19 protein-coding genes are annotated in these 25,900 nt (G+C 58.2%); 18 read left to right on the forward strand and 1 reads right to left on the reverse strand.

Translation table 11 applies throughout. The features are described from left to right. Positions 1-10: 10 nt before the first annotated feature. On the reverse strand, positions 11-445 hold the full coding sequence (locus ACMGF9_RS08085; RefSeq protein WP_015378393.1) for a DoxX family protein: 435 nt from the start codon (positions 443-445) through the stop codon (positions 11-13). Between the two features lie 1,609 nt (positions 446-2,054). Here ACMGF9_RS08085 and ACMGF9_RS08090 point away from each other — a divergent pair. The 18 genes from ACMGF9_RS08090 (at position 2,055) to ACMGF9_RS08175 (ending at position 25,850) form a co-directional block, all read left to right on the forward strand. Further along, positions 2,055-3,020: an ImpA family type VI secretion system protein gene (locus tag ACMGF9_RS08090; RefSeq protein ID WP_004935378.1), complete on the forward strand. Its 966-nt coding sequence runs from the start codon at positions 2,055-2,057 to the stop codon at positions 3,018-3,020. 24 nt (positions 3,021-3,044) lie between these two features. Beyond that, complete coding sequence (gene tssB / locus ACMGF9_RS08095; RefSeq protein WP_004935376.1) at positions 3,045-3,602, forward strand: type VI secretion system contractile sheath small subunit; 558 nt, start codon at positions 3,045-3,047, stop codon at positions 3,600-3,602. Then, positions 3,599-5,125 (forward strand): type VI secretion system contractile sheath large subunit, encoded by a 1,527-nt coding sequence (gene tssC / locus ACMGF9_RS08100; protein ID WP_004935371.1) that lies wholly within the window; start codon positions 3,599-3,601, stop codon positions 5,123-5,125. Before tssB ends, tssC begins: the two co-directional genes overlap by 4 nt. Before the next feature lie 231 nt (positions 5,126-5,356). Further along, a complete protein-coding gene (locus ACMGF9_RS08105) occupies positions 5,357-5,881 on the forward strand; it encodes an Hcp family type VI secretion system effector (protein ID WP_004935369.1) in 525 nt (174 codons plus the stop codon). An 81-nt stretch (positions 5,882-5,962) separates the two neighbouring features. After that, a complete protein-coding gene (locus ACMGF9_RS08110) occupies positions 5,963-6,409 on the forward strand; it encodes a type VI secretion system baseplate subunit TssE (protein ID WP_015378391.1) in 447 nt (148 codons plus the stop codon). 11 nt (positions 6,410-6,420) lie between these two features. After that, on the forward strand, positions 6,421-8,262 hold the full coding sequence (gene tssF, locus ACMGF9_RS08115; protein ID WP_004935363.1) for a type VI secretion system baseplate subunit TssF: 1,842 nt from the start codon (positions 6,421-6,423) through the stop codon (positions 8,260-8,262). Then, positions 8,255-9,283, forward strand: coding sequence for a type VI secretion system baseplate subunit TssG (gene tssG / locus ACMGF9_RS08120; RefSeq protein WP_004935359.1), 1,029 nt, complete (start codon positions 8,255-8,257; stop codon positions 9,281-9,283). The genes tssF and tssG overlap by 8 nt, the downstream gene beginning before the upstream one ends. Positions 9,284-9,299: 16 nt before the next feature. Next, a complete protein-coding gene (tssH, locus tag ACMGF9_RS08125) occupies positions 9,300-11,885 on the forward strand; it encodes a type VI secretion system ATPase TssH (protein ID WP_164122557.1) in 2,586 nt (861 codons plus the stop codon). Between the two features lie 64 nt (positions 11,886-11,949). Continuing rightward, a complete protein-coding gene (vgrG, locus tag ACMGF9_RS08130; protein ID WP_004935351.1) occupies positions 11,950-14,211 on the forward strand; it encodes a type VI secretion system tip protein VgrG in 2,262 nt (753 codons plus the stop codon). A 12-nt stretch (positions 14,212-14,223) separates the two neighbouring features. After that, on the forward strand, positions 14,224-16,449 hold the full coding sequence (locus tag ACMGF9_RS08135; protein ID WP_162895222.1) for a DUF2169 domain-containing protein: 2,226 nt from the start codon (positions 14,224-14,226) through the stop codon (positions 16,447-16,449). Then, positions 16,439-17,593: a pentapeptide repeat-containing protein gene (locus ACMGF9_RS08140; RefSeq protein ID WP_226882927.1), complete on the forward strand. Its 1,155-nt coding sequence runs from the start codon at positions 16,439-16,441 to the stop codon at positions 17,591-17,593. The genes ACMGF9_RS08135 and ACMGF9_RS08140 overlap by 11 nt, the downstream gene beginning before the upstream one ends. After that, positions 17,586-18,200 (forward strand): DUF3540 domain-containing protein, encoded by a 615-nt coding sequence (locus ACMGF9_RS08145; protein WP_021505818.1) that lies wholly within the window; start codon positions 17,586-17,588, stop codon positions 18,198-18,200. Before ACMGF9_RS08140 ends, ACMGF9_RS08145 begins: the two co-directional genes overlap by 8 nt. Before the next feature lie 6 nt (positions 18,201-18,206). Continuing rightward, a complete protein-coding gene (locus tag ACMGF9_RS08150; protein ID WP_414160193.1) occupies positions 18,207-18,572 on the forward strand; it encodes a PAAR-like domain-containing protein in 366 nt (121 codons plus the stop codon). A gap of 9 nt (positions 18,573-18,581) precedes the next feature. After that, a complete protein-coding gene (locus tag ACMGF9_RS08155; RefSeq protein WP_015378386.1) occupies positions 18,582-19,088 on the forward strand; it encodes a type VI secretion lipoprotein TssJ in 507 nt (168 codons plus the stop codon). A gap of 1 nt (position 19,089) precedes the next feature. Next, complete coding sequence (tssK, locus tag ACMGF9_RS08160) at positions 19,090-20,448, forward strand: type VI secretion system baseplate subunit TssK (RefSeq protein ID WP_004935332.1); 1,359 nt, start codon at positions 19,090-19,092, stop codon at positions 20,446-20,448. Then, positions 20,445-21,956, forward strand: coding sequence for a type IVB secretion system protein IcmH/DotU (icmH, locus tag ACMGF9_RS08165; protein ID WP_004935328.1), 1,512 nt, complete (start codon positions 20,445-20,447; stop codon positions 21,954-21,956). Before tssK ends, icmH begins: the two co-directional genes overlap by 4 nt. Positions 21,957-21,991: 35 nt before the next feature. Continuing rightward, the gene (gene tssM / locus ACMGF9_RS08170) at positions 21,992-25,471 is read left to right on the forward strand and encodes a type VI secretion system membrane subunit TssM (protein ID WP_031300672.1); all 3,480 of its coding nucleotides are present in this window, start codon (positions 21,992-21,994) and stop codon (positions 25,469-25,471) included. Positions 25,472-25,496: 25 nt separating this feature from the next. Further along, positions 25,497-25,850, forward strand: coding sequence for a DUF6277 family protein (locus ACMGF9_RS08175; protein WP_033632662.1), 354 nt, complete (start codon positions 25,497-25,499; stop codon positions 25,848-25,850). Positions 25,851-25,900: the final 50 nt, after the last annotated feature.

Consider the following 25,900-nt stretch of genomic DNA (forward strand, 5'->3'; position numbering starts at 1 on the left):
ATTGCACGGCTTACCGATAGGCTTCATTCCGCGCGATGGCATACTTCCCGCTGCCCAGCAGCAGTATGGCGAGTCCGCCCATAAAGAACACCAGCTCGTTTTCAATGCCCCAGGCGCCGACGTCGGTGACGGTGAAGACCTTGCCGGTGCCCACCATCAAAAACGCCACCACCAGCGTAAAGGCGTAAACCAGCGCGGCGGGGCGGGTGAACAGCCCCAAAATGATCAGTATCGGCGCCAGGATCTCCCCCACATACACGCCATAGGCGATGAAGGCGGGTAGCCCCTGTTCCTGCAACGCCCCGGCGATCCAGCCGACGCCGTGCTGAATCTTCGCCACGCCGTGAAACAGCATCAGCCCGCCGAAGGTTAGCCTGAGCGCCAATTTGCCGGCGTCCGGGTGGTCAAAAAAGCGAGTGAATGCCGCATTGAGTGACTTAACCATGGCTTTTTCTCCTGAATAGGAATGATTTTCAATCAATATATCAGTCGGATGAATGCGAAAGCTGTTCTGGATCAGGAAAACGGCGGGCTTGGCGTTAAATAGCCGGGCGAGGCCGGCGGTGCGGCCTGATTTTTAGGTGGAATGACCTGTGCGCACCGGCCGAACCGGGGATGAGAAAAGTCATCGGCAGAGGTGGCCCGCCGTGTAGCCCATCTCTTTTCTGTATGTGTTGGCTACCCGATTTGCGTTTTCATTAAGGATTGTCAAAGGACAGGCAACGTAAAGATTCATAAGGTTTTTTTGCAGCAATGAAAAGGTGCGCGTTTTCGCTTTAATAACCCAATAGAGTTACCTTTATTTTTATTTTGAACCGCTAAATCATTAACGCTTTTTTTCGGCCTTTTTATTGGGAATTATCTTGCTTATTTTGCCTTGCGAAAGTTGATCCTGTGGGGCGTACGGCCAGTGGCGGGTTTTATTTTTATAGATTTTCTTATTTTTTGATGACAATTCAATGCCGAAGAGAATGAGGGAGATTGACTGAGGGGGTTGTGAGGGGGGGCAAATTTCCATGAACTATTTTTCCTGGCGTAAAAGTAATCGATTCAGCACTGTTTTAAGTTATTGAATTGTTTGTTTTATGTATATTGATTTGTTATTTTTTTATTAAAAAAATAATATTTTTTCTTGATATTGGGTTTGCCTTTGCTAGTATCAAATTAGTGGTCTTATCAGTTAGGGAAACATTTCTTGTATATGGAACAGATCGCTGGTCTTAACACGGTTCCTGTCGTTGCAGCGCTTACGTGGTTATTTTGCCGTTATAGTAAATGATATCTCTAATGCCACTTTAGTCTGCGAGACTCTTTACCGCAGTGGTGCTTTTGCCGCGGTAAGCCGTATGAGAACACACATGAAGGGGAATTGAATCTTAAATTATTCTGATCATTACCCTGAGTTAACTATAAAAGAATGATGCTTTATCCACCAGGCTGTTTGTGTACCAATAGGTATTCGGTGCACCACGGCGGAATGTTAATCTGTGCTTTAGCTTTAAAATTAATAATCAAAACTCTCGCCAAATTGTTTATTTTCACACCAGGTTTCGCATGTGTAAGTACTGAGTGCTGGAAATGAAAGTCACACTGCCATCGTCTTCTATTGATCATTGCGTGCTACCCGCTTGCAAGAAACGACTGGCTGTCATGGTTTTATGAAAAAATTTCACTATTTACTGTAGTTATCATTTGCTAATTAAATTATTTGTATCCAGTGGTATTACTGGAATTATCCTACCAAGGATGAAACGTTGTTTTTAGGGCAGTTTTTGATTTTTTTCCTATTCTTAGCTTGCATAATTATCGTTTGCAATTTATTGATTTTAAAAGGAAAAAATAAATATGTAAATGTAAAATAGTTTAAACCGATCACTGTGATTCTATTGATAGGTTCAATCTATTATTGTTGTTAATATTAATACATCTAAACAATTTGCGAGCTTGGTGACGACTAACTTACGCTAAAAGGACTCTGGGAAAGACTGGCGAACGTAAAAGCCCGCTTTATTAGGCTTTATGTTTCTAGTGCTGATTGAAAAGGATATCAGGCCATGAATGAAGTCATCTCAACGGAAGTGAATGGCGTCGAATTTGATCCACGATACAGTGAAATTGAATTCACGCTTTCGGAATATGACAGCCAAACCGATCCGCTTAATGCCGTAGACAATGCGCGTGATATCAATTGGCACGCCATTCGCGAGCAGTCTGCCGCGTTGCTGGAACAGTGCTTCGATTTACATGTCGTGCTGTGGTTTATGCGCGCCAATCTTCATATCGACGGTTTTTCGGCCTTCTACCAGGGCATTAAGGATATTGACGCCAAATATGCCGAGGAGGGCGCCACCATTTTCCCTCAGGCGGACATGGAACCCTCATCGGACAGCTTTCATGCGGCCGCATTAGGGTGGCTCGCCACATCGTCCTGTCTGCACGAAATCAAGAACAGCAAGATTTTTCCCGACACGCCGTTAACTACCGACGAGCTGCTGAATATGCGGCTTGACGAGCAGGAAGGCAAAAGCCTGCATTTTTCGGAGGTGGTAAAGGTGCTGGGGCAAGCCGACAGTTATTTTGCCGGCAGAAATCTGCCTTCGCTGAAAGAGCAATTGGCGCTGGAAATCGATGCGCTGGAGCGCGTCGAGAATTACGCCAATCTGCAGGCTGAAGATTATCGTTTGGACTGCCGGCAGGTACGCGACTATTTGAAACAGTTCAGCCGCCAGCTGGCTTCACTGGAACAGCAGGAATTGCCGGCTGAACGGGATGACGCGGAGATTGACTCGCCGGATGCTGACGCGCCTGTCGCCATGCCCGGCAAATATATCCGTTCCCGGCAGGATGTCATCTTGCTGTTGGATCAGGTTTTGGACTATTTCCAAAACTATGAGCCCAGCCATCCGGCCCCCATTCTTATTCGACGTTCACAAAAAATGATCGGTATGGACTTCGCGACGATTGTTGAGGAGCTTTTGCCGGAATCTCTGGCCTCGTTAAATCAATTGTCCGGGAAGTAATTTTTATCACAAAGGAGTTTTCCAATGGCTAAGGACTCAAGCTCTCAGAAATTTATCGGTAAAAATAACGCGCCGCGCGTGCAAATTGAATATGACGTAGAGCTTTACGGTTCACAAAAGAAAGTGGAGTTGCCCTTTGTTACGGGGGTCATGTCCGATCTCTCTGGGCATCGGAAAAAGCCTTTGCTGCCGATCGAAGAGCGGAAATTCCTGACCTTTGATCAGGACAACTTCAACGATCGCATGCGCGCCATCAAGCCTCGTCTGCAATTTTACGTAGAGAACACCCTGAGCGAAGACGATGCGTTGCTGGACGTGGAATTGGAGTTTGAATCGATGGATGACTTCACGCCTGGCGCCATCGCCAAACGGGTTCCGCAGATGCAACGCCTGCTTGAAGCCCGGGAGCATCTCACGGAGCTGATCACCTATATGGATGGTAAATCCAGCGCGGAAGAAGTGGTGAAGAATCTGCTGGAGAAACCCGATTTTCTGCATCGTTTGGTGACGGATGCGCGTAAAACGGTCGCGGATGCGGAACAGGATGTGCAGGATCCCGGCAATAAAGGAGATGAGGAATGAGAGCGAGGCAACGACGCTATTCGGCTAAGCAGCAGGCTACGGCAGTCGCTGAAGTTGAAACGCAGGACACGGAAAATGAGCTTGACGGTTTGCTCAAGCGTTCATTCCGGCCCAGAACGAACGAGGCTTCGGAAGCGGTTCGTCGGGCTATCGGCACGCTGTCCGAATATGCCAACAAAGGCAAGGTCAAGGTCAGCCAGGATGTCGTATTGACCATTGAATCGTTGATTGCCCAGATCGACGAACAGCTTTCGCAACAGATGAACAATATCTTGCACCACAAGGAGTTCCAGAAGCTGGAGTCCGCCTGGCAAGGTCTGAGTTATCTGGTCGATAACACCAACGTCAGCGAAACGCTCAAGATCCGGGTGTTGAACATCAGTCAGGATGAGCTGACGCGCAATTTGCGCCGCTATCGGGGTTCCGCCTGGGATCAAAGCCCGGTGTTCAAACAGATTTACGAACAGGAATATGGTCAGTTCGGCGGCGAGCCGTTCGGTTGCATCATCGGCGATTTTGAATTCGATCACAGCCCGATGAGCGTCACGCTGCTGACCGAGTTGGCGAAAATTTCCGCGGCGTCGCACTGTCCGTTCATTTCCGCCGCGTCGCCGTCGCTGCTGCAGATGAGCAAGTGGAACGAACTGGGCAACCCGCGGGATATCGGCAAGATTTTCACCACGCCGGAATATGCGTCCTGGCGCCGCCTGCGCGAAAGCAACGACTCGCGTTACCTGGTGTTGACGATGCCGCGTTTCCTGTCGCGTTTGCCTTACGGGGCGAAAACCAACCCGATCGAAGAGTTCGCTTTCGAGGAGTCCGTCAGGCCGGATGTGGATGATGATTTTTCCTGGGCCAACTCGGCGTATGCGATGGGCGTCAACATCAACCGCGCGTTCCATGAGTACGGCTGGTGTTCGAAGATTCGCGGCATCGAATCCGGCGGCTCGGTGGAAGAACTGCCCGCCTACGCGTTTCCTTCCGATGAGGGCGGATATGAACTGACGTGCCCGACGGAAGTGGCCATTTCCGATCGGCGCGAGCAAGAGCTTTCCGACGCCGGGTTCTTGCCCCTGGTCTATCGCAAGCATTCCGATTTCGCCGCTTTTATCGGTTCTTGCACCATGCACGCGCCGGCGAAATACGAGGATCCCGACGCGACGGCCAACGCCAAGCTGTCTTCGCGCTTGCCTTATATTTTCGCCACGTGCCGATTCGCGCACTATTTGAAATGCATCGTGCGCGACAAAATCGGTTCTTTCCGTTCCAGAGACGATATGCAGCTGTGGCTGAATGACTGGCTGATGAACTATGTCGATGGCGATCCTTCCGTATCGACCGAGGCGACCAAGGCGCGTCGTCCATTAGCCGCCGCCGAGGTGCGCGTTGAAGATGTGGAAGACGATCCGGGTTATTACCGCGCGCATTTCTATTTGCGCCCGCATTACCAGTTGGAAGGCATGACCGTGTCCTTGCGACTTGTATCAAAACTTCCGTCAGCCAAAAAAGATGGGAGCAGATAAGTTACGGCTGGTCATTGGTTTGGATATTGCCGACGTTAATTATTAAATGGCGTTGGTGGGAATTGATATTTCATTGAAATTTAGTGGCGCTGTTTTTTACGCTATTGCTATTTATTAATGGCTAATGGGTTCTCATTGTCGCTATTTCAATGATCGCGTAGGCAATATAACGACTTATCTGAATAGACTTTTCAATTAACGAAGTAGACCTATCAGTCAAGGAGACAAAAAATGAGCACGAAAGCTTTAGTAGACTATTTTTTGAAAATTGAGGGTGTTGATGGTGAATCACCCGACCAAACCTACCCTGGCTGGATTCAGCTGCAAGCCTGGCAATGGGCGGAAGAAAACGCCGGCCGTTGGGGGTTCGGGAGCGGCGGCGGTTCAGGCAAAGTCGAGATGAAAGACTTTGAGTTTCGCATGGTGAGCAACAAGGCTTCGCCGAAACTGTTCCTGATGTGCGCCACCGGCGAGCATATTCCTCAGGCAAAACTTGTTTGCCGTAAATCAGGCCAGGGTCAGCAAGACTTCATTGCCGTGACCTTCAGCAACTGCCTGGTTTCCTCATTCAAGACCGTGGGTAATATGCCGCTGAATTCCACCATCGGTACTGAAATCGATACCGTGCTGCCAACCGACGTTATCAAGCTGAATTTCGCACGTATCGAAGTTGAGTACAAAGAGCAAAACAATGATGGCTCCATGGGTGCGGTAATTAAGACGGGGTATGACCTCAAGCTTAATGCCCGTATCTGATCATTGATGTCACAACACTAATTGCAGGCTGTCTGCCCGCAGCGATTGCGGGCAGACATAAGCCTTATCGCGAGGTGTTAAATGAAAGCGTCATTGCCCATGCTATTCGATAAGCTCAGCGTGAGACATCAAAGCGCCAGCGCCGATAATTGGAGGCGTGTTTTGGTGCGTGATATCGAATTTTTACTGAATGACGCATCGCGCAGCGCTGATTTGAAACTTCATGATTATGCGCACAGCGAAAGTTCGGTATTGAATTATGGCCTGCCGTCGCTGAGCCAACGCATACCGATTAATACCGATCCGTTAACGCTGGCGAGACATATACAAAGAATCATTACTTCGTTTGAGCCGCGTCTGGATCCGAAAACGATTCGTGTGGTGCCTGTAGTGAATGAACGCCAATCGTATGTGCTGGCGATTTTATTCGATATTTATGGCACCTGCTCATTACCGGGTGACGAAATGCTGGTTAATTTGCGCATCGCTCTTGATTATTCCTGTGGCGCCGTACACGTATTTGATTAATAGGGGTGACTATGTTCAGTGAGCGCTTTCTCCAATTATATAATGATGAGCTGCGTTATTTTCGCGAGGCCGGTCGTCAGTTCGCCTCTTCTCATCCCCAGGTCGCCCAGCATTTAGGCATGCATATCGACGGCGTGCTGGATCCTTTCGTTGAGCGTCTGTTGGAGGGCTCCGCGTTCCTTTGCACCCGCATCCAGGAAAAGCTGAACAATGAGCAGCCGGAATTTGCCCTGCAAATGCTCTCACGCCTGGCGCCGCTGTGGTATACGCCGGTTCCCGCGATCGCCACCGTCGCGATTAAGCCCGATCTCTCTTTTCCCCAGTGGCACAGCCAGGTTGACCTGCCGCGCGGGAGCCGCATGACCCTCAACGATATCTCGCTGAACAACAAACCCGCCACGTTCACCACGGCGCGGCATATTAAAGTGCAGCCGGTTGAGATTTCACTGGCGGAATGCGAGATTTTGCCGCCGCACCATTTGCCTGACGGCGCCGCCAGACACATGCAGGATTGCTCGGCCTACGTCAGGATATGCCTGACGACCCACGGCGTGCTTCCCGTCTCGGAGCTGGATCTCGAGCCGCTGCACCTGACGCTGGCGGAAGATACGGTGCGGGCCAATCAACTGCTGGCCGCGTTGCTTAATCGCACCTTGCGCATCGTGCTATGGGCGAAAAGCGACGACCGGCCAATCGTCAAAGTCTTGCCGCCGGACAGCTTGCGCCTGGGCGGCGTCAGCGATGAAGAAGCCTTGTTGCCCACCGTGGTGGGGGAATTGCCCGGCAACCGGCTGATGCGTGAATACTTCGCCGCGCCAAGCCGCTTCTTCAGCCTGGAGCTGCATGGCGTGCAGGATTTTCTGCGCCAATGTGAACGCGTTCACGAGTTCGAGATCTTGTTCGCGCTGGAGCAACGCCCACTCACTCTGATCGGTCGCGTCAACGCCAGGGATTTTCATCTTTTCGCGACCCCGGTCATCAACCTGTATCGCCGCCATTGCTCGCCGGTGCTGCTGACGGATGAGCGCACGGAGCACCAGCTGGTGGTCGATCGTTTGAACACCTCGCTGTATGAGATACACAGCGTAAAACAGGTGAAAGGCATGCTGCCCGACGGCAACCCGGTGATTTTCTCTTCGCTGCAGGCCGACGTGCAGTACGACTGCGAGCGGGAGCCGGCCGGTTATACGCTGCACCGTCGTCGGGAGCCGTCGCCCTCCAAGTACAACAATCCGCACCTGCCCAACGAAGATACCTTCATCGCCATCTCGCCGGGCAAAAGTGGCATCGATATCGACGACATCACGTCGCTCAGCGTCGAGGCGCTGGTCTGCGAACGGCATCTGGTGCCGGCGCACCTTCAGCAGCCGCATTTCCAGCTGGAAACGGCGATGCCGATCCACCAGGTGGAGATCGTCCGCTACCCGAGCAACCCGGTCGCGGTACCGAACATCAGCCAGGCGTGGCAGGCGATTCAGATGCTGGCCTCCAATCCTCTGCGCCATGCGCGCCCCGACGTTCAGGATTGTTCGGCGCTGTTGCGCGACTGGCTGTCGTTGTTCTGCCATCAGGATGACTCCAGCCAGCGCAAGCGCATCGCCAGCATCAAAAACGCCTGGGTGGAGCACCACTTCGAACGCAATCAGGGGCCGGGGCCGCTGGCCTGGATCCGCGGGGCCGAGATCGCCGTCAACTTAAGCGCCAACCATCATGCCGACCACGGCGCCTATCTGTTCGGCAAAATATTGCACCACGCGTTGAGCCAATACGGCGACCTGAACCAAACGTTAAGCATGAAGCTGTTGCTGGATGGGGAAACCCACGCCGACTGGGGGGCGCTCTACTATGGCTGATATGTCGTTGATGCGTGAAACGGCGCTCTCGTTGGAACAGGCGCCGACGCCGGGGGCGCAAAGCGAAAGCGCGGGCCAGGCCGAAATCCGCGGGCTGTCCAATCGACAGGATTTTTTCGAGCTGCTGCGGCGTATCGAACGCGCGCAGCCGGATGCGCCGCGGCTCGGCGTCTCCAACGATCGCAGCCGCGAAAGGCTCTGCATTACCCAGCCGGCGGATATGGCGTTCGCTTCGCGTGAAATCGCCTCTATCGTGCAGCGCCCTAAGCAAGTGCTGATTCAGGCGCGGCATTTCGGCATGTTCGCCCCCTACGGCCCGCTGCCGATCCATGTGACCGAGCACGCGCGCACCGAAGTCATCGCCAGACGCAACCAGGCGTTCCAGCAGTTCGTCGGCATCGTCAGCCAGCGCTTCGCCGTATTGCACTACCGGGCCTGGGCGCAGCTGAAGGCGATGATCGGCCATGAGCATGACGATGACAAAAACCCGTTCTTGCGCCATTTGCGCCAGACGGTGGGCGTCGATACGGCGCTGACGGTGAACCCGCATATCCAGCGCCTGCGCGAGGCGTACCCCGGCACTTATCTGCCCGGTCGCCGCTCGCTGCGGCAGCTCAACAAGATGTTGGCGGCCTATTTCGCCGTTCCCATCACGATTACGCCGCGCTACGCCAAGTGGATCGACGACGGCAAGCAAAGCGGCAGCCAAAAGCTGGGCAAGTTGGGCAGCACGCGCATCGGCAGCCGCTTTTTCGATGCCCAGTACGGCGCGCATATTCAGATCGGCCCGCTGGGGGCCCCGCAGTATCAGCAGTATCAGCGCGGCAGCCGGCGGCTGCAGGCGCTGGTGAGCATCTGTCATGACTTTACGAGCCATCAGCTGATGCTGGATGTCAGCCTGCTGATCGCCACGGAGCCGGGCATGGCGGCGCAGCTGGGCGGCAAGTCGCTGAGTAAAGACAGCTGGCTGAAACCTAAGACAGGGACGTTTAGGCAGCTGGTTTATCAATCAACAACTTAATATAAGGAAATTTAAGGTGTATCAACGAGAACGTCTTTTTTCGCGATTGGGCCACTTTGCCTATCAGTCGTTCGTCGAAGCGACCAAGCTGTGCCGAACCTTCAGGCACGAATACGTGGAGCTGGAACACTGGCTGAAAGTCCTGGTGGACAAGGAGCGCGGCGACCTGCCGCTGATCCTGGCGCACTACGCCATCAACAGTCAGCGCATCAGCGATGCGTTGGATCGCATTCTGCATACCTTGCCGAACCGCACGAATGCGGTGGTGGATCTGTCGACGCAACTGGAAACGGTGGTGGAAAGAGGGCTGCTGATGAGCCAGCTCGCCGAAACGCCGTCCGGCGGGGTGCGCACCATTCATATCCTGGTCGGCATTCTGCAGGATCCCACGTTGCAGCGCAGCCTGTACCGGCTGAGCGACGAGTTCAAAAAACTGCCGATCCCGCAGCTGTTCGACGATTATCCGGCGATTCTGGCGGAGTCCGTCGAGCATGAGGAAGAGGAAGAAGAGGTCTACAGCGCCCACGGCGATGCGCCGGAGACGTCCGAGACGGTCGATATTCTCGATAAATGGTGCGCCGATCTGACCCGCCAGGCGCGCGACGGTGAAATCGACCCGGTGATTGGCCGCGAAGCGGAGCTGCGCCAGGTGATCGACATCTTGCTGCGTCGCCGGCAGAACAACCCGATTTTGGTGGGCGAAGCCGGGGTCGGCAAAACGGCGGTGGCGGAAGCGCTGGCCTGCAAGATAGCCCAGGGGCAGGTGCCGCCGCTGCTGCAGGGCGCCCGGCTGCTGTCTTTGGATCTGGGGCGCATGCAGGCCGGGGCGAGCATGAGGGGCGAATTCGAATCGCGCCTGAAAGCGCTGATCGACGCCATCGCGCATTCGGCGGTGCCGGTGATCCTGTTTTGCGACGAGGCGCATACGCTGGTGGGCGCCGGCGGGCAGGCCGGCACCGGCGACGCCGTCAACCTGTTGAAACCGATGCTGGCCAGGGGGGCGCTGCGCATGGTGGCGGCGACCACCTGGTCGGAATACAAACAGTTTATCGAGCCGGACGCCGCGCTGACGCGCCGTTTCCAGTACGTGTTGGTTTCTGAACCCGACGAAGAGAATGCGGTGAACATGATGCGCGCCATCGCCCCGCATTTTGCGCAGCACCACAGCGTCAAGATCCGCGAGTCGGCGCTGCAGGCGGCGGTGCATTTGTCGCTGCGCCATCTGCCGTCGCGGCAACTGCCGGACAAAGCCATCAGCTTGCTGGACACCGCCTGCGCGCGGGTGGCGCTGAGCCAGCATGCGCTGCCTGAAAAAATCGAGTCGCTCGAGGCCGGGTTGGCGGTGAAGCGCACCGAAATGAACGGCCTGCAGGAGGAAAGCAAATTCGACGATCTGGCGCTCAGCCGCATCACTGAATTGCAGCAGACCCTCAGCGATATGGAAGGCGAACTGGCTGCGCTGCGTCAGCGGCAGGCGCAGGAGCAACAGGCGGTCACCACCTTGCTCGACGCGGAGCGGCAGTCGCCGGAGCGCTTGCCGCAGTTGGCCTCCGAGCTGGGAGCCTTGCAAGACGGCGGCCTGCCGTTGGTGTATCCGTGGGTGGATGACCGCGTCGTGGCGGAGGTGTTGTCGGATTGGACCGGCATCCCCACCGGCCGCATGCTGCAAAGCGATCTGGACAATGCGCTCAATCTCAATCAACTGCTGAGCCGCCAGATATTCGGCCAGCAGACGGCGATCGATGAAATCGCGCAGGCGGTGCGCATCTCCCGCGCCGGCATTCAGGCGCACGATCGGCCATTGGGCGTTTTCATGCTGTCCGGCCCGAGTGGCGTTGGCAAAACGGAGACCGCGTTTGCGCTGGCGGAGGCGATGTACGGCGGCGCGCATAACCTGATCGTCTTCAATATGAGCGAGTTTCAGGAATCGCATACCGTTTCCACCCTGAAAGGGGCGCCGCCGGGCTATGTCGGCTACGGCAAGGGCGGCAAGTTGACGGAGGCGGTGCGCCGCAAACCTTATTCCATTGTCTTGCTCGACGAATTCGACAAGGCGCATCCCGACATCCACGAGGCGTTTTATCAAGTCTTCGACAAGGGCGTGATGGAAGACGGTGAGGGCCGCATGATCAGCTTCCGCCAGTGTTTCATTTTAATGACGAGCAATATCGGCGCCGGCGAAATAGAAGCCACGCTGGCGGAAACGCCGGATCTGAAAACCGAAGCGCTGCGGCCGATGCTGCACGACGTGCTGGCGCGCTTCTTCCCGGCGGCGCTGTTGGCGCGCATGAACGTCATTCCCTACGTGCCGCTTTCTACCGAAGCGATAACCCATATCGCCACCAAACAGATTTCGCGTTTACAACAGCGTTTGCACAAAGAAGTGGGCGTGTCGCTGGTGCTGGAAGGCGACATTCCAGGCTGGATAGCCAAACGCATCAGCGCCCATCCTTCGCGCGGCAGAGCGGTCGAGTCGCTGCTGCAGCAGGCGATTTTGCCGCCCATCAGCAATGAAGTGCTGCAGCGCAAACGGACGGGAAAGGAACTGCAGAATATCCAACTCATGGTCGAGAACGATAGTTTAAGTGTTTATTTCGACTGATTTTTAATTTGCCGCCGGCCCGTAAACGCGGGGCGGGGTTCGATATCGGATCAGAGAGGTTGTTATGCCTTTAATCGAAATTGATAACCCGGTGTTAGCCGAATTAAATGCGTTTCCACTCAGCTTCACCACCAAAGAAGGGTTGTCGAGCAACTCGCAATATACGCTCGAATTCGAATGTGAACAGGCGGACGTTGATTATGAATCTCTGCTGGGTCAAGGGATCAGCATTCAAATAGAAAGGCCGGATTTCGGCGCGCGGCCGTTTTACGCTTACGTGATCGGCGCTTCCGATTCAGGGCAGCATCAGGATAAGTTCGTTTATAAGCTGGAGCTGAGCACCTGGCTGTGGTTTTTGATGCAGAACCGCAACAGCCGCATTTTCCAGGATTTGAACGTGCTCGACATCATCGAGCAAATCTTCTCGCGCTACGGTTTTGCCGACTACCGTCTGGATATTCAAGGCACTTATCCGACGCGTGAATATTGCGTGCAGTTTTCCGAAACGGATTTCGCGTTTATCAGCCGCCTGCTGGAAGACGAAGGCATCTGGTATTACTTCGATCACGCCGAGGATAAACACACGCTGGTGATCACCGACCGGCAGAATTTCGACGATCTGGATTTCGGTTACGCCGTGTTGCCGTTCATGCCGGACAGCGAAGAAAACCGCGCCATCCGCGAAGGGATCCAGCGCATCCAGCGCTCCCGCAAAGTGCGCCCGAATGAAATCGTGCTGCGCGACTTTGACTTCCAGAACCCGCGCAAGAACCTGCAAACCAAGGTGGAAGAGAGCCGCCTCGGCCTGCAGAACACCCCGCTGGAGTGGTACGACTACGCGGCGGGTTATGTGGATACCGAACGCGGTGAAAACCTGGCGCGGCTGCGCCTGGAAGAAATGCAAAGCGACGGCCATCTGCTGTTTGGCGAGAGCAACGCCGTCGGGCTGATGGCCGGCAAGGATTTCTCCTTGATTTTGCATCCGGACGCCAACCGCAACCGCCGCTTCAAGCTGACTCGCTGCGACTATGTGTTCGTGCAAGACGGCCCGGACAGCAGCAGCGACGGCCGCAACGTCACCTGCCGTTTCAATGCGTTGAACGACGACGTGCCGTTCCGCCCGCTGCGCGAAACGCCAAAACCGCAGATGCCGGGCATCCAGAGCGCCACCGTGGTCGGCGCGCCCAACTCCGAAGTGCATACCGACAAATTTGCGCGCATCCGCGTGCATTTCCACTGGGATCGCTACAAAACCACCGAGGAAGACAGCTCTTGCTGGATCCGCGTGGTGCAGGCCTGGGCGGGGAAAGGCTGGGGCGTGATCGCCATGCCGCGCGTCGGCCAGGAAGTGCTGGTGACCTATGTCGACGGCGATCTCGATCGTCCGATGGTGACCGGGATTGTGTATAACGGCGACAACCCGCCGCCTTATCAGTTACCTGAATACATCAACTACTCGGGCATGGTGTCGCGTTCGCTGCGCTTCGGCAAGCCGCAGCATGCCAGCCAGTTGACCTTCGATGACAACCGCAACAACGAACGCGTCATGCTGCATGCCGAACGCGATCTGCAAACCACGGTGGAGCGCAACCAGGCCACCGAGGTGGGAATGGACAAGTTCGACATCATCCGCCGCACCTTTACGGACTGGTTCACCAACCACGTCTCTTACAAGGATTACGTCTTCAGCATTACCGGGTTTGACGCCTCGATTAAAGGCGTCAGCGCGTCGATGACCGGTGTCAGCCTCACCGCCACCGGCGTGAGCACCTCGTTTACCGGCGTCAGCACCTCGTTCACCGGTGTGAGCACGTCATTTACCGGCGTCAGCACTTCGTTCACCGGGCTGAGCACCTCGTTCACCGGGCAGAGCACCAGCTGCACCGGCGTATCAAACTCGATGACCGGCGAAAGCAACTCCTTCACCAGCATCAGCAACAGCATGACCGGCGAAAGCAACAGCTACACCACGGTCAGCACCAGCCAGACCGGCAGCAGCACCAGCTTTACCGGCGTCAGCGTCAGCACCACCGGATCGTCGACCAGCACCACCGGCTGCAGCATCAGCACCACCGGATCGTCGACCAGCACCACCGGCTGCAGCATCAGCACCACCGGCAGCAGCGTGAGCACCACCGGCAGCAGCGTCGGCACCACCGGCAGCAGCGTCAGCAGCACCGGCAGCAGCGTCAGCAACACCGGCAGCAGCGTCAGCAATACCGGCAGCAGCACCAGCACGACAGGGGTGTCGATCAGCTATACCGGCGCGTCACTGTCCGAGACCGGCGTCGATTTGAAAAAAGTCGGGATGCAAAGCAAAAACTAACGAGGCGCGGCAATGAGAATCATACGGCCACAGCAATTGGTGGCGATTAAAGGAAGTTACCAGATCGGGACAGACAGCCGGCTCGGCATCAGCGTCGTGGCCGGGTGCTACCTGTCCCGGCCTGAACACTTCGTGAACGAAGCCGAAATCTGGGAGGCGTGGAAGCGCGTGCCGCTCAGCCTGCCGATATTGGATGTTGCCGAGCCGAAGCCGTTCGCCGAATACCTGATCGCCGGCCATGCCGGCATCGGTCAGCCGGTGAAAACGCTGAATGTCAGCGCCGACATCGGCGGGCTGAAGCGCCGTTGGCGGGTCGAGGGCGAGGGACGGCGCGGCGCGATGGAGGTGGAACCCTTCCTCAGCGTGCCGCTGGATCACACCTCCGCCTGGGGCGGCAAAGACAACAAGGAGAACCCGTTTGGCCGCGGCTGCAATGACGGGCTGCGGCCGCTGCTGATGACGCTGTCCGCCGAGGGGACCGCGCAGGAGCGCTCTCCGCTGGCGGCGCCGGCGCCGGTGCCGCACGAGTTTGTGCTGCGCAAGGCGCACATCGATAAGGTGGCGGGCCAGATCGCCGGCAAAGCCTATCTCGAGACGGTATTCCCCGGGCTGCCGGCCAATATCGATCGGCGTTATTTCCAGATGGCGCCGCCGGCGCAGTGGTTGCCGGAAGCGGCGTGGCCGGATCGGGTGCCCTTCGAGCTGCAGGGCGTCGGCGCGCAAAGCGAGGCGATTCGCGGCGAGCTGCCGGCGGTGCGCGGACGGGCGTTCATCCGCCGTCACGATAGCGACAGCCTCGAGGAAATCGAGCTGCAGCGCAAAACGCTGTGGTTCCTGCCCGACAGCGACATCGCTTTGCTTATCTTCACCGGCAATGCGCCGTTGACGCATCTGCTGGACGAGCCCATCGAGTCCGTCATGCTGGCGTTGGATCGCTGCGATGCGCCGCGCTCGTTCGACTATTTCCAACAGGTATTCCGCAAGCGCAGCGACGATGACGCCTCGCCCTTTGAGTTTCTGTTTGATCCGGATCTGATGCCGGCGGAGATGGGGTTGAACGTCATCCAGGCGGTGTCGGATCACCCCAGCGACTTGCGTTACGATCCGTCGCCCACCTCTCTGGGCGATTCCGCCGTGTTCTATCGACGCATCCGCGAGGCGATCGCCTTGCACCAGCAACAAACGTCGGCGGAGCCGGCTTCCGTGACGCTGCCCGATTTGCCGGATCTTCCCGCCGAAGACGGCAATGACGCGTTTTTCCCCGATAGCGCGACCGTGGAAGGAAAGACCTTCAGCGGTTTGCGCTGCGAGGCGCTGTCGGGCAGGCATTTTCTGCAGTGCCGCTTTGAGCGCTGCGATTTCTCGCAGGCTTCTTTTGAGAACTGCACCTTCGAAAACTGCGTTTTTGATGGGGTCAACCTGACGCAGGCGGCGCTGCGCCAGATCCGCATGATTTCGTGCACGCTGCAAAAGCCGTTGCTGGCGGAAAGCGTGTGGCAAGAGGCGGTCTTCGAACGGGTGACGCTGGCGGAGCCTCAGGGGCAAGGCCTGCGCGCCGACCACGTGAAGCTGGATAACTGCGTTTTCGAGCGGGGCGATTTCACCGCGAGCCGCTTTGAACACGCGGCGATCGGCAACGGCATGTTTAATGGCGCAACGCTGATCCGCGCGCAGTTTCTGCAAGGCGAGCTGGACGCATGCGTGTTTAACCGCTGCCTCGCCGAAGAGGCGGTTGCGCTGGAGATGACGCTCACCAAAAACTCGTTCCTTGGCGGCAACTGGCGCGGCGTGCGGTTCGAACGCTGCCGTGTCGAGAGCCTGACGGCGGGCATGCAGGCGAACTTTTCCCACGCCGTGTTCAGCGATAGCTGTTTCACCAAAGTGGGATTGAAAGCGGCGCGTATGGAGAGGTGCCAACTGCAGTACAGCGTTTTCACTGAATGCAACTTTGACGAGGCCGATCTGACGGCCTGCGCGATCGCCGGCTGCGATCTGGCCGGCGTGCGGTTTAAAGACAGCCTGTTGACGCACTCACGTTGGCAAAACAGCAGCGCTCAGCAAGGCCTGTTTTATAACGCCGATCTGCGCGATGCGGCATTTGACCAGTGCAATCTGGCGGCGGCGCATCTGGCGATGACCTGGCAGGACGCCGGCACGCGGTTCAGCGGTTGTCTGCTGGAGCGTGCGTGTTGGGTGCCGCGCAGAATCATTCATGGGGACTATGCGCATGAAAACTGAAAGCCGCGTGATTCAACAGGCGCTGCCTGACCGAGAGGCGATCGAACTGGAGGTCGCCCAGGCGGTGGCGCAGACGCCGCCCATGCCGCGGATCTTCAAGAAACGCCGGTTCCACGATCGCGAGCTGAAAGGGTTGACGCTGAGCGACTGCTTTTTCATCGACTGTCATTTCGAACGCGTCACGTTTGAAGGCTGTGATTTGCGGGCGGTGCGCTTTGAGGGCTGCACCCTGCAGCAGGTCAACGTGGTCGGTGGCAGCCTGATGCGCCTGTCGTTCAACGAATGCCGGTTTGACAACCTGACGCTGCAACAGGGGCTGCTGTGCAATTTGGCGTGTAACGACACCGCGCTGCAGGGGTGTTACGTCGGCGATTGTCTGCTGGATGACTGCGGTTTGATCCGGTGCGAGGTCAACGGCGCGGAAATTGAACGCAGCAGCCTGGGGCATCTGGCGGTGCAGTCCAGCACCCTGACCAACCTGATGTTTCACCAGGACGTGATACAGGACGCCAACTGGTACGCCTGCCAACTCACGCAGTGCCTGTGGCAGGCGTCGACCCTGGATCGTCAGGTGATGGGCAGTTGTCAGCTGGAGACGTGCAGCTGGCAGACGATCGCGGGGCAGGCGCGCATCTGGTTCACCTGCCGCCTGTCGGGCTGCACTTTGGCGCAGCTACAGCTGCAGGGCGCCAGTTTTCACCGCAGCGAGCTGGAGGGGTGTTCGTTCGCCGACAGCGATCTGACCTCGGCGATCTTCGCCGAAGCGCAGGTACAGCGCTGCGATTTCGAACGCGCGACGCTGACCCTGGCGCAGGGGCAGAAGGCCCGGTTCAGCGAATGCGCGATGAATGGCGCCAACTGGGGGCGCGCCATCTTGCCGCAAGCGGAATTCAGGGCGTGCGATCTGGCGTTAGCCAATCTTGAGCAGGCCGAACTGCGGGAAGCGAACCTGATCGAACAGCCGTTGACCGCCGCTCAGCAACAGAGTGCTCGCCTGCATGGCGCGCAGCGTCATCGCGCCGAAAACGTGCCGCTTACCGCCGATCCGTTCTTGAGTGCGATCGACGCCTGGTATGCGCATCAACAACCGGGGCCGCGGCAACCGTCGTATCAACGGCCAACAGGAGTAAGCAGATATGTATAAATCCAGAAGAGAGCATCAGAAGGTCTATGCCAACGCCAGGGTGACGCCTTTGCAGTTGGTGCGCAGCGCTCCGCTTCCCGAACAAGGGGGGCGCAAGGTGGTGACGCTGGCGGCCGACGCCAACGGCAGTCTGTATGTCGACGGCATGCGCGCCCATTGTCTGGCGGTCGCCACCAGCTGCCTGGTTCAGCCGCTGGCGGGCGATCGCGTTTGCGTCATCGCCGACGGCGACAAGTTGGTCATTACCGAGATCTTGTCGCGGCAACAGGCGCACGCCGTCATGACGCTGGACAGCCGCTGCGCCAACTTGCGCATCGTGGCGCCGGAGATCGAGTTGCAGGGCGGCAAGCGGCTGACGCTGCGCAGCCCGCACTTCACGCTGCTGACGCGCAGCAGCCGTTGGGTGGCCGAAACGCTGCACCAAATCTCTCAACGCCTGTTTGTGCGCAGCAAGCACGCGAGCCGGCGGGTGGAGGAAACCGACGAGGTGCTGGCGAAGCACATCATTCAGGATGCGCGGCAATCCCTCGTCATCAACAGTGAAATTGGTTCTCTGAAGTCTTCGGCGGTGCTGAAGATCGACGGCGGCCAGATACATATGGGGTAAACCACCATGACTGCAGCCAATAACAACATGGCCGGGATCAGCTTTGCCGGCTGTGACCCGATGATACCGGTGCCGGGCCCGAACACCGCGCCCAACAACACCGGCATACCGAACGTGCCTAACTGTTTCCTTTGCGGCGGCAATGAACAGAACCTCGGCAGCATTCGCGCGGCCACCGTCGATTCGGGCGGGGTGATCGGCGCCGCCTCCGGGACGCATTCGGCCCAGATGCAGCCGGTGCAGGGATCGGGCAAGTATTTCACCGGCGGCATGCCGGTCACGCGGCTAGGCGATTCCAGCACGACGAACAATAACAACATGGTTGCCGCTCAGGTCGCGCCCAGCCAGACCAAATGTTTCGTTAATGCATAGGAGTTTAGCATGGTGAAAACGCTCCGGGGGATGGCGACAGGGGGACTGTTGGCGGTGGGGATGCTCGGCGGATGCAGCTGGTTTTCTCATGATGAGGCTGCGGATGCGGGGCGCCGGTTGCGGTTTATCGACGTCGAGGTGACCGCCAACGACAACGTGAACCCGAATGCCGCCGGGGAGGCGCAGCCGGTCAAGGTATGCGTGATAGAAACCAATCGCTCGGGGTGGATGCCCGAGGGGATTGGCGACGGCGCTCCTTGCCGCGAGACGGCGCCGTCGGAAGGGGCGCTGAGCCGGCACCAGAGCATTTTGCAACCGAGGGAGACGTTGCGTTATCGCTTCGAGGTGCCGGCGGGGCAAGAGCGATGGGTCGTCGTCGGGGCGGAGTTTCAGCAAATCAGCGGCGTGTTGCCGCTCGCCGAGCAAAAGTCCCCTGCGCAGGCTGATTCGCAAATGAAGGTGATGGTGGGGATGACGTCACTCAGCATAGTGACTAACGACAAAATGGATGAATGACATGTTACCTAAACAACGCGTCGCCTGGGTAGAAGGCATGTTGATGGAACCGCAGCATTTCCAGCAGCAGGAACGTTTTTTCGAGCACTTGATTGAAGCGCGCTTGCGCAGCGTCGAAACCTTCACCTGGGGGTTCCTGACGCTGGAGATCGACAACGGGCTATTGGAACAGGGCAAGTTTGCGCTGAAGAAAGCCAAGGGCGTTTTCCCCGACGGCACGGCGTTCAGCATGCCTGAGGATATACCGCTGCCGCCGCCGCTGGTGCTGGGAGAAGGCTGCCAGGGGAAAGTGGTGTGCCTGTCCGTGCTGATGGACATCGCCGGCAACGCCCAGATCGATCTTATCCAGGATGCGCGAAAAAGCAGCCGTTTTCGCACCATGGACGCCGAGGTGCCGGATCGCAACCACGGCGTCAGCCTGGAGGGAACGCCGCGCGTGTGCACGATGCAACTGGGCAGCCTGGTGACGCGGCTAAGCCTGGAGGACGCGGTCAGCAGCGCGGAAAGCGTGCTGCCGGTCGGTTTCGTGCGCGAGCTGACCAGCGATCGTCGGGTGCTGCTGGATGAGCGCGCCTTGCCGCCGATGCTGGATTTCCGCGCCATCGGCTGGCTGCCCGCTTTCACCACCGAATTGCTTGGGCTGATCAGCCAGCGTCTGGAGTCGGTTTTCCGCCCGGACGTGCATATGACGATCGGCGGGCTTTCCGAGCTGCTGGAGTTGCTGTTGCTGCAAACCTTGAGCGAGTTCAATTTGCGCATCAGCCAACTGCTGGCCAGCCCGCAGGTACATCCTGAAACCCTGTTCGACACGTTGCTGAGCCTGCTGGGGCGGCTCAGCATCATTCCCGGCGGCGAACGCCTCTGGGATCGGGCCGATTTGGTGTATCTGCACGATGAGCCGCACAACTGCTACTTCCAGCTCTTCGCCTCGATTCGCCGCGCGCTGTCGCTGGTGATCGAAGCGCCGGCGGTGGCGTTGCCGTTTGTCGATCGCGGCGACAGCATTTATCTGTGCCCGAACGATTCGCAGCTGCGCCTGGAAAAACTGGTGTTCGCCGTCAGCTGCGGTTTGTCCATCGAGCATCTGCGCTCGTATTTCCCCGCGCAGGTCAAACTGGGGCCGGTCGAGAAAATCATTCAGCTGATCGATCTGCAATTACCGGGCGCTCGCTTGTTGCCGATGGCTTCGCCGCCGCGGCACATACCGTATTACCCGAACAGCATCTATTTCGAGGTTGATCATGCCGACCCGATTTATAAGGAAATGATGGCCGGCTCGGCGATGGCGCTCAGCATCGTGGGTGATTTCCCCGACCTGCGTTTTGACGTCTGGGGATTAAGGCAAGGGAGGGTGGGATGAACGAATTCGAGAGAAAAATACGCGAGGCGATGGCGGTAACGCGCAACAACGCGACGCCGCGCCTTCCCGCGTCCGGCTCGGTGGGCAAAACGACGGCGGAGATCGCCGCGCTGTCCTTCGGCGCGCGGGCGCTGGCCGCCAAGCTGCGGCCGGGAAGCGCCGGGGTGGCGACGCCCCCCGAACCCAAGCCTTATGAAGCGGAAAGCGTTGCGCCGGAAAGCAGCGAGCCCGCGCCGGGCGAGCGCCCGGCCGAGGCGGCGCCGACCTCGAGCGGGCTGTTTGGCCGCGCCGCGCTGAGCAAGCCCGGCGTGATGATGGGCCATTGGGACAACCCGCTGATCGCCGCCGCCATCCCGGTCCTGCTGCAGGTGGAGCGGGTGCGCGATCAGAAACAGCTGAATCCGGGCGCGGTGCGCGCGCAGATCGTGCGTGAGATCCAACAATTTCAGCAGACGCTGCTGGCGGATCACATCGCGCCGAGCGATGTGGACAAACTGGCCTATCTGCTGTGCTCCTACGTGGATGAGTGCTGCATGAGCACGCTCGAATCCGGCGAACTGAATCTCAGCCTGCTGGTGGAGTTTTATCGCGACGCCTGGGGCGGGGAAAAGTGCTTCGAGCATCTGCAGGCCTATCTGGCCGCCTCGCCGCGCAACAAGGAGATCCTGGCGTTTTACGATCTGATCCTGTCGCTGGGCTTCGAAGGGCAATATCACGTGATGGAACGCGGCGCTGTGCTGTTGGCCGATGTGCGCAACCGTCTTGACGGCTATCTGTATAGCCAGAACCCGACGCAGACGCTGGCCGATGCCGAGCCGAGCAAAGTGGTGCGCAAGGCGACCCGCATCACGCCGCTGAAGCTGCTGTGCTACGGCCTGGCCATCGCGCTGCTGGCGTATGCCTCGGCCGCCTGGTATCTGCACGATCAGTCCCGCGCGCTGCGCAACGCCATTTTGGCCTGGACGCCACCGCAGCCGCGCAAAATCAACATCATGGAGACGCTGCCGCAGCCGCTGCCGCAAATCCTCAGCGAAGGGTGGCTGGAGGTGCGCGCCGATCCGCGCGGCTGGCTGTTGATCTTCACCTCCGACGGCGCGTTCGCCACCGGGCAGTCGAAGCTGTCGGAAGAGTTTAAAAAGAAACGCAACATCGAGCGTTTGGGGGAAGCGCTGGCGCCGTGGCCGGGCGATCTGGAGGTCATCGGGCATACCGACAACAAACCGTATCGCAACACCTCCAACAACTCCAACCTGAAACTGTCCGAGGCGCGCGCGCAGACGGTGGCCGACAAGCTGCGCGAATCCTTGGCCAACAGTAAATACAACCGCACCGTGACATCGGTCGGCAAGGGCGATCAGGAGCCGCTGGACGACAACGCGACGGAAGAAGGGCGCCGCCGCAACCGCCGCGTGGACATCCTTTGGAAAATCGGCGAGAGGGAGATGGCTTCACCGTCTGCAACGTTAAATCAGGCAGGGGTAGCCGCCGAGGTCCCCGAGGATAACTAAGACATCCGCCGGCGTAGAGATAATAAGGAAATTATATGATACGTAGATCATTCATATTGGTGATTGCCTTGCTGCTGTGTGCGGTGGTGTGGTGGATTGGGCCGTTGATCGCCATCGGCACCTATCGGCCGCTGCTGTCGGTCTGGGTCAGGGGCATCATCATCGCGCTGATCCTGTGCTGGGCGCTGTGGCCGTTCGTGGCGACGTTCTTATCCTGGGTGTTCCGCCACGCGCGAGCGCCGGCCCCGGCCAAACGCAAGACCGCCCAGCGAGATCGCGTGACCTCGCGCTTTTACGACGCTTTGCGCACCTTGCAGTACGTCGGCACGGCGAAGCAGCGCACCCCCTGGCAGCGCTTCAAATACCGCCTGACGCGCCGTTACGTCAGCGAAAAGCCGTGGTTTCTGGTCATCGGGCCGCCGGGCAGCGGCAAAACCTCGCTGATCGGCGAAAGCGGCGAACGCTTCTTGCTGGCCGAGCACTATGGCCTGCAGCAGACGGTGGACGTCGGGCCGACCCAGGATTGCAACTGGTGGCTGGCGGAGAATTCGGTGTATGTCGACACTTCCGGCGAATGGCTGCAGTTGAACGGCCTGGGGGAAGAGGGCGCCAGGGCGCGCGACACCCTGTTCAAACTGATCCGCCGCCATCGCCGCCATCCGGGCATCGACGGCATCATGCTGTGTCTTGATGCGCGTTGGTTGCTGCACGCCTCGCTGACGGAGAGAAAGTCGGTCGCCGACGCGCTGCGCGTGCGCCTGCTGGAGATGGCCTCGTGGTTCCGCAGCGAGCTGCCGGTCTATCTTACCATCAGCCACCTCGATCAACTGGTCGGCGGCGAGACCTTCCTGTCGATGCTGGGCGACGATCTGTTGCAAAAAGGCATGGGGTTCAGCCTGAACCGCGCCGAACAGGGAGAAACCCCCTTCGAACAGTATGAAACCCTCTACCGGGAGATGGTGGCGCGCGTCAGCCATCACGTGCTCGAACTGTTGCACGATGCGCCGGACGGCCAAAACCGCCAGCAGCTGCTGTTCTTCACCGAGTCGCTGGGGTCGCTGGGCAACCCGCTGTATTCCCTGTTAGAGCAGATCTTCCCGCAAACGCCGGTGGGCTACGCCTGCCATCTGCAGCAGGTGTGGCTGGGCAGCACCATCGCCTTGTCGCCGCAGGGGGCGATCTACAACGCGGAAGCGGCGGATATCTATGAAGCTCGCCCGACCGGGCGCATTTATCACCCGGAGCTGGATTACGCCCGGCAAGAACGCGGGGTGATGCAGCAGTCTTCGCACGCCAGGCCGCTCGGCAGCCGCATGAGCTCCCTGGGCCGCTATGTGCTGGTGCTCATTCTGTTGGCGGTCTCGTTTAATCTGCTGGCGATGCGTTACCTGTGGGAGAGCGATTACATCTCCTACATTGCGGCGCGCTTCGATGAGACAAAACGCATCGTGCGGGAAATTCCGGTGACTAACCGCGTCAGCGACGATGTCATTTCCGCCTATGAGCAGCTGGGCTACATGAACGCGCAATTGGGCGGCGAAGTGTCGCCGGTGCCGAATCCCTATTTCGAGCACAAGCTGATCAACAGCGCGGCGCAAAAAACCTACCAACGCCATTTGCTGCAGATCTTCTGGCCGGCGGTGGAAAACTATATCGCGGACGAACTCAAGAATGACGTCTCGGCGTCCAACAAGGACGTCTACGGCACCCTGAAAGTGTACCTGATGATGGGCGAACCTTCGCATCGCTCCGCCGAAGCCTTGGTCGACTGGTTCATGGCGCGCTGGGAAACCTTTATGCCGCAGGGTTACACCGACATGAACAAAGGCATCTTCGCTTACCATCTGCGGGAGATGTTCTCTTTGCCGGACGCGCCGGTCATGAAGATGAACGGCGATCTGCTGCGCCTGGCGCGGGTGAAAGCGATGAACATTCCGATGCAGGTGCGGGTGGTGCGCCGCATCGAAGAGAAACCGCTGCCGGCGGCGATCAACGATATTTCGTTGGCCGACGCCGCCGGACCGAACGTCTCCTTGATGCTGCGCCGCAAGAGCCAGGCGACGGTCACCGATACCGCCGTGCCGGGGTTCTATACCCGCGCCAGCTATCGCGACGTTTTCCTGGCGCAGCTCGATGACGCCGCCAAGGACATGATCGAAGAAGAGTCCTGGGTGCTGCGCGACAGTGGGGAAGGGAAAAACGCGGTGAACTCGCTGGCCTCGGCGCAGAAGCTGGCCGACGAGGCGAGGAAGCTTTACCTCATCGAGTATGCCGACAAATGGGATGCGTTCATGCGCGACGTGCGCGCCCGGCCGGTCAACGGGCTTGAGGATGCGGCGATCCTGGCGCGTCAACTGTCCGATCCTTCTTCTCCACTGGCCAATCTGGTGCGTTTCGCCGCGCGCGAAACCAGCATGACCGGCACCAACCAGGGCGATGCGGCAAGCTGGTTCGATCGCCAGCGCAACCGCATCGAGCAGCAGCGGCGCGACATTCTGGGCGAGATTTCCGGCGAGCGCGCGCGTTTTCGTCTCACGCCAGAGCGCGCGGTGGAAGATCGCTTCGAGCTGCTGCGCCGTCTGGGCTATCAGCTGTTGCAGACCACCAACGCCAGCAACGATCCGCTGAGCCGCAGTTTCGAAGCGCTGTACAGCCAGTTGACCACCTTGTCCACCTCGCTGCGCGGCGGCCAGGTGGTGCCCGCCGGGGGCACGCTGAAGCGCCTGCAGCTGGATGCGGCGCGCCAGCCGGAACCGGTGCGCAGCGTGATGATGGATCTGTTGCAGGTCGGGGACAGCCAGACGATTCAGCAAAGCCAGAAGAACCTGAGCAAAGGCGCTTCGTCGCTGGCCTCCGGCTTGTGCAAGAGCAGCATCAGCGGGCGTTATCCGTTCTCGCGCAACGCCAGAGCGGAGGTCGGCATCGAGGACTTCTCGCGCATGTTTGGCCAAAGCGGCGCGATGCAGCAGTTCTTCGATGAGAACCTGGCCCCTTATGTGGACGTCAACGCGCAGAAATGGAATGCCAAACCGGGTTCAGAGGGGATCGTCAATGCCAGCACGCTGGGCGCGTTTGAAAATGCCCGCCTGATCCGCGATACCTTCTTCACCGCCGGCGACAAGCTGTCCTTCTCCATGTTCATCAGGCCGCTGTCTCTGACCCCGACCATTACGGAAGCGACCCTGGATATCGACGGGCAGGTGATTAACTACAGCCATGGTTTCAGCCAGCCTACCCGTATCGATTGGCCGGGCCCGAAAGGCGGCAGCTATGTTCGACTGACCTTCCGCACCGGCACCGGCCAGATCCAGGTCGCCAGTTTCGACGGGCCCTGGGCCTTGTTCCGGATGTTCGACGCCAGCAATCCCGTGCCGCTCGCCAGCGACAGGCGAGAGCTGACGATGTCGATGTCGTCGGTGGTGGGCGTGCTCAAACTGGAATTGCGCTCGACGATGAAAGATTTCCCACTTTGGTCACGGGCGTTGCGAGGATTCTCGTGCCCGAAAGCGATGTAAACACAACCGTAAAGAGGTGATAAACATGTTAGATCCAGCCAAAATTTTAGAAACCATGAAGGCCGGCGGCAATTTGGGCACCAACTCCCAATCGTCGCTGAGTCAACCGTTTATGCAAGGCGTCAGCAATATTCAAATGTCGGGGCCGGATGCGGCCAAGTCGGTCATGAGTAACGTGACAAAATCTTGCGATGATATGTTCGGCAATATGAAGGGCATTTTTAATGGTCTGCAATCGAATGTGAACGCACACCAAAAAATGCAAACCAGCGAGCAGCCGAAAGATTTTAATGTTTCCATGGACGATCTTCGTCCGGCGATTGCGAAAGGGTTCCCGCACGAAATGGCGGACTTCTTTTCCAAAGTGCCGAAACTGTAATCAACAACTTGATGGATAAAATACCGGGAGGCGGAAATGCCTCCTGGTAT

The organism is Serratia sp. BNK-23, assembly GCF_047456145.1.
Taxonomy (GTDB): Bacteria; Pseudomonadota; Gammaproteobacteria; order Enterobacterales; family Enterobacteriaceae; genus Serratia; species Serratia nematodiphila.